The 12,703-nt window shown below is 71.3% G+C and carries 11 protein-coding genes and 1 tRNA gene; 3 read left to right on the plus strand and 9 right to left on the minus strand.

The window, feature by feature from the left end; all coding sequences use genetic code 11:
• Positions 1 to 7 precede the first annotated feature (7 nt).
• From ehuD to RCR19_RS23185, 4 genes are all read right to left on the minus strand, one after another.
• Entirely contained in the window at positions 8 to 658 is a 651-nt protein-coding gene (gene ehuD, locus RCR19_RS23170) for an ectoine/hydroxyectoine ABC transporter permease subunit EhuD (protein ID WP_059127691.1), read from the minus strand.
• A complete protein-coding gene (gene ehuC, locus RCR19_RS23175) occupies positions 655 to 1,365 on the minus strand; it encodes an ectoine/hydroxyectoine ABC transporter permease subunit EhuC (protein ID WP_331266864.1) in 711 nt (236 codons plus the stop codon). The genes ehuD and ehuC overlap by 4 nt, the downstream gene beginning before the upstream one ends.
• A complete protein-coding gene (gene ehuB / locus RCR19_RS23180; protein WP_331266865.1) occupies positions 1,362 to 2,267 on the minus strand; it encodes an ectoine/hydroxyectoine ABC transporter substrate-binding protein EhuB in 906 nt (301 codons plus the stop codon). Before ehuB ends, ehuC begins: the two co-directional genes overlap by 4 nt.
• A gap of 135 nt (positions 2,268 to 2,402) precedes the next feature.
• Positions 2,403 to 3,365 (minus strand): D-2-hydroxyacid dehydrogenase, encoded by a 963-nt coding sequence (locus tag RCR19_RS23185; protein WP_331266866.1) that lies wholly within the window; start codon positions 3,363 to 3,365, stop codon positions 2,403 to 2,405.
• 359 nt (positions 3,366 to 3,724) lie between these two features.
• On the opposite strand from RCR19_RS23185, the gene RCR19_RS23190 reads away from it, so the two are divergent.
• Together RCR19_RS23190 and RCR19_RS23195 are read left to right on the plus strand one after the other, a co-directional pair.
• A complete protein-coding gene (locus RCR19_RS23190) occupies positions 3,725 to 4,456 on the plus strand; it encodes a decarboxylase (protein WP_331266867.1) in 732 nt (243 codons plus the stop codon).
• A 90-nt stretch (positions 4,457 to 4,546) separates the two neighbouring features.
• On the plus strand, positions 4,547 to 5,629 hold the full coding sequence (locus RCR19_RS23195) for an LLM class flavin-dependent oxidoreductase (protein ID WP_331266868.1): 1,083 nt from the start codon (positions 4,547 to 4,549) through the stop codon (positions 5,627 to 5,629).
• A gap of 40 nt (positions 5,630 to 5,669) precedes the next feature.
• On the opposite strand, the gene RCR19_RS23200 is transcribed toward RCR19_RS23195, so the two are convergent.
• A complete protein-coding gene (locus tag RCR19_RS23200) occupies positions 5,670 to 7,553 on the minus strand; it encodes an EAL domain-containing protein (protein ID WP_331266869.1) in 1,884 nt (627 codons plus the stop codon).
• Positions 7,554 to 8,088: 535 nt separating this feature from the next.
• Here RCR19_RS23200 and RCR19_RS23205 point away from each other — a divergent pair.
• Positions 8,089 to 9,396, plus strand: a complete 1,308-nt coding sequence (locus RCR19_RS23205; RefSeq protein ID WP_331269530.1) for a M6 family metalloprotease domain-containing protein — start codon at positions 8,089 to 8,091, stop codon at positions 9,394 to 9,396.
• 420 nt (positions 9,397 to 9,816) lie between these two features.
• On the opposite strand, the gene RCR19_RS23210 is transcribed toward RCR19_RS23205, so the two are convergent.
• The 4 genes from RCR19_RS23210 to RCR19_RS23225 all read right to left on the minus strand — a co-directional run bounded on the left by RCR19_RS23210 (position 9,817) and on the right by RCR19_RS23225 (position 12,703).
• A tRNA-Lys gene (locus tag RCR19_RS23210) sits at positions 9,817 to 9,890 on the minus strand.
• Positions 9,881 to 10,507 (minus strand): hypothetical protein, encoded by a 627-nt coding sequence (locus RCR19_RS23215; RefSeq protein ID WP_331266870.1) that lies wholly within the window; start codon positions 10,505 to 10,507, stop codon positions 9,881 to 9,883. The genes RCR19_RS23210 and RCR19_RS23215 overlap by 10 nt, the downstream gene beginning before the upstream one ends.
• Before the next feature lie 151 nt (positions 10,508 to 10,658).
• A complete protein-coding gene (locus tag RCR19_RS23220) occupies positions 10,659 to 11,024 on the minus strand; it encodes a hypothetical protein (protein WP_220293954.1) in 366 nt (121 codons plus the stop codon).
• Between the two features lie 332 nt (positions 11,025 to 11,356).
• A complete protein-coding gene (locus tag RCR19_RS23225) occupies positions 11,357 to 12,703 on the minus strand; it encodes an AAA domain-containing protein (RefSeq protein WP_331269531.1) in 1,347 nt (448 codons plus the stop codon).

A 12,703-nucleotide genomic window follows, 5' to 3' on the forward strand; every position in this document is an offset into this window, starting at 1 on the left:
AGGGGTGTCAGCGGACAAGGCGTCGCTCCAGGGCTCGCAGGAGGAGGGAGGCGGGATAGGAGATGAGGACGAAGGCCACACCGATGACCGTGAGCGGCTCGGTGAACTGGAAGTGCTGCTGGGAGAAGAGGCGCGCCTCACCGAGCATGTCGAGGACGGTGATCGCCATCAGCATCGGCGTGTCCTTGAGCATCGAGATCACGTAGTTGCCGAGGGCGGGCACGACCCGGCGGATCGCCTGCGGGAGGATCACCGCCGTCCAGGTGCGGCGCATCGGCAGGCTCAGCGCGGTGGCGGCCTCCCACTGGCCGGCCGGAACCGCCTCGATGCCGGCGCGGTAGACCTGCATCGTGTAGGTGGAGTAGTGCAGTCCGATCGCGACCACACCGGTGGTCAGCGCGGAGAAGGCGAGTCCCCACTCGGGCAGCACGTAGAAGAGGAAGAACAGCTGGACCAGCAGCGGCGTGTCACGGATGAACTCGGTCACGACCCCCACCGGCCAGCGCACCCACCGGGTCGGTGTGCGCATCAGCAGCGCCCACACGAGGCCGAGGACGAAGGCGATCAGCGAACCGAGGACCAGCGCCTGGAGGGTGACGAGCAGGCCGTCCCAGAAGTGCGGCAGGAAATCGCGGACGGCACCCCAGTCCCACTTCACGAGACACCACCTCCGACCGTCGTCGTCTCGGACCGCCGAACGGAGACGGCAGGCTCAGGCGCCTTGCCGACCCCGGCCTTGAGCCGGTTCTCCAGCCCGCGCATCAGCCGGGTGAGAAGGAAGGCGATCACGAAGTAGATGAGCAGGATGTACGTGTAGATCTGTGCGCTCTCCTGCAGCGCGAGCCGCACCAGGTTGCCGCTGAAGGCCAGGTCGCCCATGCCCATGACGGAGACCAGGGCGGTGCCCTTGAGCAGTTCGACCAGCAGGTTGGAGAACGGCGGGATCATCTCGGGCACGGCCTGCGGCAGCAGGATCTTCCGCATCCGCTGCCACGGCGTGAAGCTCAGCGCTATCCCGCCCTCGCGTTGTGCGGGGTCGACGGAGTTGAGGGCGCCGCGCACGATCTCGGCACCGTAGGCCCCGTACGTCAGGCCCAGGGCGAGTGTGCCCGCCCACAGGGGCACCAGCTGCCAGCCGAAGGCGAGCGGCAGCACGAAGAACACCCAGAAGATCATGATCAGGGCCGAGGTCCCGCGGAACACCTCGGTGTAGAAGCCGGCGAGGAATCGGACGATCCAGAGCCGGTGGGTGCGTGCGATGCCCACCGCGAAGGACACGGCCGTCGCGAGCACCGCGCTGAGCACGAGCAGCTGGACCGTGGTCCATATGCCCTTCAGTACGAGTTCCCAGAGTCCCGAGGTCATCCGCCGCACAGCTCCTTCGCGGTCATGTCCGTCATCTCGGCCTTGCTGAAGCCGAACGGACGCAGGACACGGAAGAGCTCGCCGCTCGCCTTCATCTTCTTCAGCTCGGCGTTGAAGGCGTCCCGCAGCCCCGTCTCGGTGGGCCGGAACGCGAAGCCGCCGCCGTCGACGTGCGGTTTGCCCTTCACCAGCGGGGCGAAGGGCCTGGTGGCCTCGGTCTTGGGGGAGTTCTTGACGACCTCACGGACGGTGAGCGCGGTGCCCGCGAACACGTCGACCCGGCCGGCCTCGACGGCGTTCAGCCCGGCGACCTGATCGGGGACGATCAGTATCTCGCTCTCCTTGTAGCCGGCCTCGACGGCGTACTCGATCTCCGCGTATCCGGTCCCGGTGGCGAATTTCGCCTTCTTCGCGACGACGTCCTTGTACGAGTGCAGGCCCTTGGGGTTTCCCTTGCGCACGATGAAGGAGTCGAGCATCTGGTAGTCCGGATCGGCGAAGATGACCTGCTGGCAGCGCTCGGGATTGATGTACATCCCGGCGGAGACGACGTCGAACTGCTGTGAGTTCAGCCCGGGGATGAGGGAGCCGAACTCGGTCGGCACGGGCTGTACGCGGTCGACGCCGAGGCGTTTGAAGATGACCTTCGCCAGCTCCGGGGCCTCGCCGGTGAGGTTTCCGTTCTTGTCGATGTAACCGAAGGGGATCTCGCCCGCGATGCCGAGGCGAACGACGCCCTGGGCCTTGAGCCGGCTGAGCAGATCTCCGCCGCGCGTCGTCGACGCCGTGGCGACACGGCTGCAGCCGGCGGCGCCCAGCGCGCCGACTGCGGCGATGCCGGCGAGCAGTGACCGTCTGGTGGGTCCGGGTTTTTCTGCGTCATTCGTCCGTGGTGGAGCCATGGGCGCGCGGCTACCCGGGACCATGCGATGTATTCAGGCCGATTATCGGCCCCGCGCCCGTGCAGTGGTGCGCACGAGGGCCGTGTCCCCGCTCCGCCGCGGTGCTGACCGGCCACGACTGCACTCGGTGTGCACTCAGTGACCGGGCACGTATCCACGTTTCTTGTCGACCACGTTCACAAGCGGTTTCCCCGCCTCCCAGCGCTCGTACAGTCCGACGAACTGTGCGCCCAGTTCGTCGCGCCAGCCGACCGTGTCGCCGCTCATGTGGGGGGAGACGAGCAGCCCCGGCACGTGCCACAGCGGACTGTCGGGGCCCAGCGGCTCGTTCTGGAAGACATCCAGTGCCGCGCCCGCGATCCATCGTTTGGTCAGCGCCTCGGCGAGCGCCCCCTCGACCACGAGGCCCCCGCGTCCCACGTTGACGAAGCGGGCCGAGGGCTGCATGACGCCGAAGCGGCGTATGTCGAACATGCCCCGCGTCTGCTCGGTGAGCGGCGCCGCCGCCACGACCCAGTCGGCACGGGCCATCAGACGGTCGAGGTCGGCCGGGCCGTGGATGCCGGTACGCGGGACGCGGCCCACGATCGACGTCGTCACCTCGAGGGCCTTGAGCGTGCGGGCGATCGTCCGCCCGATCGGTCCGGAGCCGACCACACAGGCGCGCGTGCCCGCGACCCGTGTCGTCTCACGGTGCCGCCACCGGCGTTCCCGCTGCAGGTCCCACGTCCGGGGCAGGTCCTTGGCCATCGCGAGGACGAGCGCGGCCACGTACTCGGCGACGGGCCGCTCGAAGACGCCGCGCGCGTTCGTCACCACGGTGTCGGACGCGGCGAGTTCGGGGCACAGCAGATGGTCCACGCCCGCACTCGCGGCGTGCACCCAGCGCGGCCGCGGGCCCTCACCGGGCCAGGCGTCGAGCACGGCACGCGAGGTGAAGTCCCAGACCAGCAGCACATCGGCGAACGGCAGCCGCCGGGCGAGGGCCGAGTCGTCCACGTGCTCGATCCGCACCCGACCGGTCAGCCGGCCGAGCCGGGGCAGCGGCTCGGCGTCCAGGACGAGCAACGTGGGACGGCCGGGCGGGCGGGCGGTCATTCGGGAACCGTGCCTCCGTTCGGCGGAGACGGCCGGGGGCGGCCGGGCGGGCGTCCGACATGCGCGGATGGAACACGGTCGCACCCGGAGCGACGGCCGTCAATCGCTGGGGACGCCCCGGCGACCGCCGTGCCGGCGTTACTCGGCGCGTGGTTCGGGAAGGCGTTCCAGCACGCCGGGACGGACGTCGTCTCCGCCAAGCAGGTGACGGGGGCGGGCGGCTCAGCGTCACCTGGGTACCCGGGCGGCGCGTCCCCATCAGGCTCTGCTGGGGGGACGCCTCCCACGCCCCGGAGGCGGTGGGAGGGACAGGCAGCACACCAGGGTCCCGCACTGCCGGAAGAACAGGAAGGTTGGGCATGACCGCACTCGGATTCCTCTACCCGGGCCATTACGCCGAGGACGACTACCCCCGGATCGAGCAGCTTCTGGCCAGCGACATCCGGGTTGACCTCGTGCACACCGACGCGGGGGAGGGCGCTCACCGCGTGGACACGCTCCGCCGGATCGGCTCGCCGCAGATGCTCGCGGCGGGCGTCGAGGAGCTGCGGCTCTCCGGCGCCGAGGCGGTGGTGTGGGCGTCCACCAGCGGGAGTTTTGTGCTCGGCTGGGAGGGCGCCCACGAGCAGGTGCGCACCCTCGCGCGCACGGCCGGCATGCCGGCCTCCGCCACATCGTTCGCCTTCGTGCACGCGGCCCGGGAGATCAAGGCGCGGCGGGTGGCCGTCGCGGCGCCGTATCCCGCCGACGTGACGGACCTGTTCGCCACGTTCCTGCGGGCCGCGGAGGTGGAGGTGGTGTCCGTCCACTCCGCCGGGGCGGCCACCGCGGGGGAGGTGGCGGTCTGGAGCGCGAAGGAGGTGAGCGCGCTCGCGCACGAGGCGGACCACCCCGACGCCGAGGCGATCCTGCTGCCCGACACGGCACTGCACACCGTCGCGCACCTGGCGGCCCTGGAGAAGGAGCTGGCGAAGCCCATCCTCACGGCGAACCAGGTCACGGTGTGGGAGGCCCTGCGCCTGGTGGACCGCCGTGTGAACGCCCCCGGCCTCGGGACCCTGTTCACCAGGGAGCCGATCGTCCAGGTGTGAGCGCCCGGTCCGGGCCGACGGACCGGGAATAACCGGGGACTGCCTCCTGTTGTGCGTGGGAGTCGCGACACACACGCAGGAGGCAGTTCGGTGGACGAGATCCGAGCCACGGCACAGGGCACCGCGCCCGTACCCCTGTCCGTACTTGACCTGGTCACGGTCGGTGCGGGCCGTACCGCCACCGACGCCCTCCGCACCAGCGTCGATCTCGCGCGCCTCGCGGAGTCCCGCGGTTATCACCGCTTCTGGGTCGCCGAGCACCACTCGATGCCGGGCGTGGCGTCCTCCTCGCCCGCCGTGATCCTCGCCCACCTCGCCGCCCACACCGAGCGCATCCGGCTCGGCTCGGGCGGAGTGATGCTGCCCAACCACGCCCCGCTCGTCATCGCGGAGCAGTTCGGCACGCTGGAGGCCCTGGCTCCCGGCCGTGTCGATCTGGGCCTCGGCCGCGCTCCGGGCACCGACGGCGCCACGGCCGCCGCACTGCGCCGCACCGATCAGCTGAACGAGGGCGCGGACGACTTCCCCCAGCAGCTCGCCGAGTTGACCCGGTTCCTCGACGACGACTTCCCGGACGGCCACCCCTACTCCCGTATCCACGCGGTCCCGGGCCCCGTCCAGTCCACCTCACCGGGTGGCGTCCAGTCCCCGCACCGGCCGCCGATCTGGCTGCTGGGCTCCTCCGGTTTCAGCGCCCGCCTGGCCGGCATGCTCGGCCTGCCCTTCGCCTTCGCCCACCACTTCTCGGCGCAGAACACCATCCCGGCGCTCGACCTGTACCGCGAGTCCTTCCGGCCGTCCGCGGTGCTCGAAGCCCCGTACGCCCTGATCGGTGTCGCCGCGCTCGCCACCGACGAGGAGAAGGAGGCCCGCCGCCAGGTGAGGGCCGCCGCCCTGAACATGCTCAGGCTGCGCATGGGCCGTCCGGGTCTCGTCCCCACTCCGGAGGAGGCGGAGAGCTACGAGTTCGGTCCGCTGGAGCAGGAGTTCTTCGAGTCCTGGACGGCGAACGTCATCCACGGCACGGCGGACGAGGTCCGCGCGGGCCTGGACGGCCTCCAGAAGCGCACCGGCGCCGACGAGCTGATGCTCACGTCCAACGCCCACGGCGGCGACGTACGTGTGCGCTCCTACGAGCTGATCGCGGACGCCTACGGTCTGCCGACCGCCTGAGGCCGCCCTCACCCTTCATGACCGCGCGGCGCCGGCGCGGTCATGAAGGGTGACAGGCCTCCGGATCCACCAGCTCGGAGATGCGGTCCGGTGGCACCGGCCGGGAGTACAGCCAGCCCTGGCCGGTGTCGCAGCCGATCCGTCGCAGTCGGCTGGCCTGCGCGGAGGTCTCCACGCACTCGGCGGTGACGGTCAGGCCCAGCCGGTGCGCGAGCTGGATCATGGCCTCGACGATCACCTCGTCCGCGGGGTTGGGGTGCACGCCCGTGCCCTCGTACTGGAAACCGCGGACGAACGACCCGTCCAGCTTCAGCACCGACACCGGCAGCCGGCTGAGGTAGGCGAGGTTGGAGTACCCCGTCCCGAAGTCGTCGATGGCGATCCGCACCCCCATGTCGCTGAGCGCCTGGAGCGCCTGGAGCGGGCGGCCGGCCGAACCCATGACCGCGGACTCCGTGAGCTCCAACTGCAGCAGATGGGGGGCGAGTCCCGTCTCCGCGAGGGTTCCCGCCACATCGGCCACCAGATCGGAGTCCCATACCTGACGCACCGCCACGTTCACACTGACGAAGATCGGCGGCTCGTCCGGGCGCTCCAACTGCCATCGGCGCGCCTGACGGCAGGCGGACTTGAGCGCCCAGCGTCCGAGCTGCACGATCGAGCCGTCCTCCTCGGCCAATCCGATGAACCGGTTCGGCGTGAGCGTGCCGAACTGCGGGTGATGCCAGCGCACCAGTGCCTCCACCCCGCGCACCCGTCCGTCCTCCATCCCGACGAGCGGCTGGTACTCCAGGGCGAACTCACCCCGCTCGATGGCCGGGCGCAGACCGGAGGACAGGGCCTGCCGGGTCATACGGTGTGCGTTGCGCTCGGGGTCGAAGAGGGTCCAGCGGCCCTTGCCGTCGGCCTTCGCCCAGTACAGCGTCGTATCGGCGGCCTGCATCAGACCGGTCGCCGTCGTCCCGGCCGCGTGCCGCTCCACCACGCCGATGGACGCCGAGACGGACAGGCGCTGCCCGGCCAGGTCGAACGGCGCCTGAAGCGCCTTGAGCACCGACTCCGCCAGCTCGGCGAGTTGGTCGGTGCCCGTCGAGTCCTCGACGAGAAGGGCGAACTCGTCGCCCCCCAGCCGCGCCACCAGGGGAGTGGCCGCACGCGCGTAGCCCGCCTCGTCCGCGCACGCCGTCAGGCGCTCCGCGACGGCCGCGAGCAGCCGGTCCCCGACGCGATGCCCGAGGGTGTCGTTGATGGCCTTGAAGCCGTCGAGGTCCAGATAGCACAGCCCGACCCGGCCGGTGCCGCTCTCCTCGTACGATTCGACCTCCAGTGCGGCCGACAGACGTTCGAAGAACAACGTGCGGTTGGGCAGCCGTGTCACCGGATCGTGCATCTGCAAGTGCCGTAGCTGTGCCTGGAGTTCGCGGCGGGCGCCGATGTCGGCGACCGAGAGCAGTACCGCCTTCTCCGTCTCTGGCAGCGGGGTGACGGTCACCTGGACCCAGAGCGAGTGGCCGTCGGGATGTTTGAGCCGGCGCGTACAGCGCAGCCGCGCCTGGCGGCCGCGCAGCACCTCGCGGTACGCGTGCCAGGTGCGGGCGTCCGAGGACAGGTCCACCAGATCGGCGGCGGCCTTGCCGGCCAGGGCGCTCGTGCCGGTGGCGAGCAGCGACCCCATCGTCTCGTTGGCGGTGACGACCAGGCCCTCGCGGTCGACGAGCGCCATGGCGAGCGGGGCCGCGGTGAACGCCGCTCCCAGCGGGTGGGGCCGGGAGGCGTGCGGCGCAGGGTCGGGGGCCGGTGGGATCGGATGGTCCCCCGGGAGGGACGACGGTTCGGACGCACCGGACGTGGGGTCGTTACTTCCTGTGACGGCCGGGCCGACGAGGTCTGCCGCAGGCGTCGGCCCTTGGGACGTTCCGCTCACCGCTCGCTCCCGCAGTGCACTCGTTCTTCGTACGGATCTCGTGTGTCTCGCCGGGGTCGACGGTCGCGTGACGGGCGACCGTGCGCGTCGTGTTCGTGCAGGGAAGTGTGCCGATCATAGAGCCCGGTCCGGAGGCCTTGCAGCCGCAGTCCGGTGCCCAGGAACGGGCGCACGCTCTGACAGATCGTTTCTGCCCGCGGCGGGCGCCGGTCTATCGGGCCGTCCGCGGTTGTGACGTTGTGTGAGCGGTGGGGGTGTCGGCCCCTGTCGGCCGCCCCCTCCGTCTTCCTGCGCCGTCGTGCGCTCCCGCGTCGCACTGCCCCTCCCTCGGCCGACGCGGTTTCTCTGTGCCCTTTCCCCCGTCTGAGGGGGTCTCACCCTTCCGGTGCAGGCAAACAGGGCGTAGTAGTACAAGTAGGACAAAGCTGGATGCGGAGCCCCTGAACCGCACCCGGAGGTCGACGTGCCGCGTCCGCTCCCCGCCAAGGGGCCAACCAGGTACGTCCCCAAGGCGCTCGTACGGGGCAGGACGCCCATGCTGCGCAGGACCGCGGCCATGGCGACGTCGATGGCGGCGCTGGTGGCGACCTCGCTCATCACCGGACCCTCACTGGTCGGACTGCCCACGGCACCCTGTGAACTCCCGCGCAGCGAGGCCCATCACTCGGAGGGCGTCGACACCTGGAACGCCGACTACATGCGGCCCACCCACCCGCTGGACGCCGTACTGGTCTTCCTGTCGTTCCCGGACGCGACTCCGCTGACCACGCCCGACGAGCTGACCGGCGACTACTTCCCGGCCACCAACCGTTTCTTCCAACGTGCCTCCTACGGCCGCTTCTCGGTACGCCCGCATCCTCTGAGCCACTGGATCCGCATGCCGCGGCCCTCCGACTGGTACGCCATCGGGCGGGACTGGGACCCCGAGCACCGGTCCGCGTATCTGCACGACGCGGTCACCGTGGCGGACAAGGAGGTCGACTTCTCGAAGTACCGGATCGTGTACTTCGTGGCCGACCCGGACGCGCCCGGAGTCGACTCGGACGCCACGAAGGTGGTCAACCTCGACACCCCGATGCAGGCGGACGGCACGGACATCCGCCGGATGGTCACGGTCTTCGAGAAGCATCCGCCGGACCACCTGGTCCTCGCCCATGAGACGGGCCACATCTTCGACCTGCCCGATCTCTACCACCGCCCCACCGACGGCAAGGGCGACTGGGACACCTACGTGGGCGACTGGGATCTCATGGGCAGCCAGTTCGGTCTGGCTCCCGATCTGTTCGCCTGGCACAAGTGGAAGCTGGGGTGGCTGGACCCGCGGCAGGTGGTGTGTGTGCGGGGCACGGTCACACGGCTGACGCTGGAACCGCTCGAGTCCAGCCCGACCGTGCCGCAGGTGCCGGTGCACGCGGACACACAGCAGGACGGCGGGGCGACAGGTGCGGCGGGCAGCCCCGGGGAGCGGTTGCTCGGGCCCGGGGTGGAGGCCTTCGGTTCGGGACGCGGCACCAAACTGGCGGTCGTGCGGACGGGGTCGGACAGTGTGCTCGCCATCGAGGCACGCGGGGTACTGGGCAACGACACCGGGGTCTGCCTGCCGGGCGTCCTCGTCTACCGCGTCCACGGCGAGACGGAGTCGGGCAGTGGGCCGATCGAGGTCCTGGACGCCCATCCGCAGACCGCCGCCTGCTGGGGCAACTCGGTCTATCCGGCCCTCGCGGACGCCCCGATCCCGGTCGGCGAGAGCTTCACGGTGGCGGCCGGAGCGGTGAAGGTGAAAGTGGAGGTGGAGGACCGCACCGCAACCGGGGCGTGGACGGTGAAGGTCACGAAGAAGTGACTCCGGGCGCGGTCCCCACGGGTCGTCCGCGCGCGATCGAAGGGCGGGTCCCCGGCACCCATGGGAGCCGACCGCACGGCGGGGTGTGGCTGCGGGCCGGCGGGGCGGGGCGGCGCTCGCGCCCGCGGTTCGCCGTGGCCGGTCGGGGGCGGTGCGGTTCGTCCCGGAGACGGGGCTTGTGCCGGGGTGGTTTGCGGCTGCGGTCCGCCGTGGCAGGTGCTCGGGGGCCACGGCCCCGGATCGGTTAGGCCTCCGGGTGCGCCCGAGGCCTCAGGACGGCTGCGGACGCCGGCCCACCGGAGCGGATCCGCAAGGGGGTGTGGGCGGCAAAGCCCCCCACCACGCGCGGTGACGCCACGTAAAAACAACGATGGCGACCCCGTTCGCGTTGTCCGCGGACATGGATCGCCATCGTCATCGTGCGCCGCCAGGGACTCGAACCCCGGACCCGCTGATTAAGAGTCAGCTGCTCTAACCAACTGAGCTAGCGGCGCCTGCTGACGTCGTAGACCTTAGCATCCTGGTCGGTGGGAGGAAAAATCGATATCCGTACAGCCGCGGAGGCGGCCGTACGGGCCGCCCGGACGGCCGCCCACAGCACGACCTCCGGCCCGGGAAGCCACGGGTGACAGGTGTCGGGCGCGACCAGCCAGCGGGATTCGGGGCGTGTGGCGGCGGTGTCGGCGGGGTGGATCGCGGGCACGGTCACGGCGTCACCGGGACCATGGCACAGCAGCGGCGGAATCGGCTGGACCCGGCCGCCCCACTCCTCCCAGTCGAGCAGCGCGGGCAGCCGACGTGCCGTGCCGGGTGCCGCGAAGAGCAGCATGCGCCCGCGGTGCTCGGCGACGGGCCCGGAGCCCGGGCCCTCGTCCCAGAGCCGGTCGAGCATGCGCCGCCCGAAGATCGCGGGCGCGTTGATGATGTCGAACGCGGTGCCGCAGGGCAGCACGACGGGGGCGGAGGGGCGATCCGCCCAGTGCGCGAGCGTGCTGCGGGGACAGGCTCCCGCCGAGGCGAGCCAGATGGCTCCCTCCGAGGTGACGCCGGAGGCGTCGAACCGGTCGGGGAGGTGTCGGCAGGGTTCGTCGGACGGCGCTCGACTACTCATGACACCCAGGTCTACCCGCAGTGAACAAACCGTCTCCGAGGGTTGCCGAAAACCGGGACAGGGTGGGGCGGGAAGGGGTATTGTGCCGCCCGGCATATGCCAAAAGATCATTCGGGTCGGCGGCCGGGACGGTTCCCCGCCGCCGCACCGCTCAGCCCAGGTTCTCGGGCCCGCTCGCCTCGACGCCGCGCATCAGATCGCGGCCGAACTCCACCATCTTCTTGGCGTAGTCCTCGGTCCATTCCGCCTGTTCGGCGATCGCGGCGGGGGTCAGCCGGTCGAAGCGGCGTGGATCGGCGAGCTGGGCCGCGGCGACCGCCTGGAACTCCACCGCCCGGTCCGCGGCAGCGCGGAAGGCCTGAGCCAGTTCCGTGGCGCGCGCCAGCAGGGCCCGCGGGTCGTCGATCGACTCCAGGTCGAAGAAGTGCTCCGGGTCGGAGGCCGCCTCCGCCGGCTCGAAGAGCAGGGGCGCGGGGCGTAGCCGCGGCTCGTTCCGACGCGGCGTGGGCTCCGCCATGTCTTCTCCTCCTCGTAGGGTCCGAGTGACACCACCCTTCGGGTGGGCCACCGTCCATTGTCTCGCGACGATGCAAGAGGGCCTCGACGCGCGAGTACGCAGGACCGGGCGCCGACCGTGCCGCACGCCTCGCGCAGTCTCAAGGCCGCCCGCTCACGCGATGTTCCCGTCGAACGGAATTTTCCGGCCGCCGGGGCGTTTGCGCCGGTCGAGGGCCTGCCGGCCGGCAGCCGGTGCCGCGGCCCCGGCGCGGGCGGCCGTTCACGTATCGCCCGGCCGACCCGGTGTGCCGTTGGTCACCGGCCGTACGGCCGTACCGGTGGCCCCGCCCCTCAGGGACGCCAGGCCACCCGGTGTTCCGCCAGATGGGTCAGCACCGCTTGGTTCGCCTCCCATCCGTCCGGGAACTTCACCGTCACCCCCAGCTGCACCGGTTCCGTCGACGGATGGTCGTCCAGCAGATCCGAGACCCCGGCCCGGCACACCACGATGCACGCATGGCGGTGGCGGGAGGCCAGCACGCACAGCCGCCCCGTCTCCAGGTGGAACGCCGTCGCGTCAGGACGGCCCGACAGGGGATGCAGCATCACCGTCACGTCGAACTCCCGGCCCTGGAGCCGGTTGGCCGTGTCCACCGTCACGTTCATCACGCCGAGGTCCGTCAGCGCCGAGCGCACCGCCGCCGCCTGGTCCCGGTGCGCCGTGCCGACGGCGATCCGGTCCGCGGTCAGCGGCGCAGGATCCGTGGCCCGCTCGGAGACCGACGCCCCGCCCCGGTCCAGCAGGCGGCGTACGACCAGGGCGACCGCCCGCACCGCCTCGGGATCCGTGCGCGGGGTGTACCGGGCGGGCAGCTCGAGCAGCCCCCAGCCCGACTCGGCCGCCTCGTCGATCACCCGGTCGGGTCCCGAACCGTCGGAGTCCACCCCGAAGGTGAGCCGCCGGTCCCCGTGCCCGGTACCGCTGCGGAACGGTGTGTACGGATAGAACGCGTCCGACACCAGAGGGGCCGCCGACGCCGGAAGCCGCCACGACACCGGCAGCCGGTGCTGCGGGAGCGTGGGGTTGTGGGCGAGGAGCGTGGTCACGGCGGACCCCGAGGGGTCGTACGACAGCCCGGCCCACTGTTCCGCGCCGACGATCGCGAACGGGTCCAGCTGCCCCGGATCACCGACGAACAGCGCCCGCTCGAACAGGCTCGCCACCGCCAGCAGCGCATCGGACCGCATCTGGTACGCCTCGTCGACGATCGCGTGCGGCCACGGCTCGACGTCCTTGACATGCGCCCACTTGGCGGCGGTGGAGATGACGACGTCCAGGCCGGCCAGATCGCCCGCCTTCGCCGACTTGCGGACGTGCGGCAGATCGTCGAGAGCTCTGTCGTAGGGGTCCGGGTCACTGCTGTGCAGCCGGCCGACCGGAAGCCCGGGGTCCTTCTCCGCCAGCCGCAGCACCAGGTCGTCCACCTGCGCGTTGGTCTGCGCGATGACCATCAACGGCCGTCCCGCGGCCGCGAGTTCCAGCGCGGCCCGGACCACGAGTGTGGACTTCCCGGCGCCCGGCGGCGAGTCGACGACGACACCGCGGTGCGCCCCGTGCAGCGTGTCGTGGAGGATCGCCTCCGTGGCCCGGGCGGCCGCGGCCCCCGGATCGAGGGCCCCGCCCGGCTGGGCGAACAC

Origin of the sequence: Streptomyces sp. WAC07094 (assembly GCF_036320405.1) — a bacterium.
Classification (GTDB): domain Bacteria; phylum Actinomycetota; class Actinomycetes; order Streptomycetales; family Streptomycetaceae; genus Streptomyces; species Streptomyces lannensis.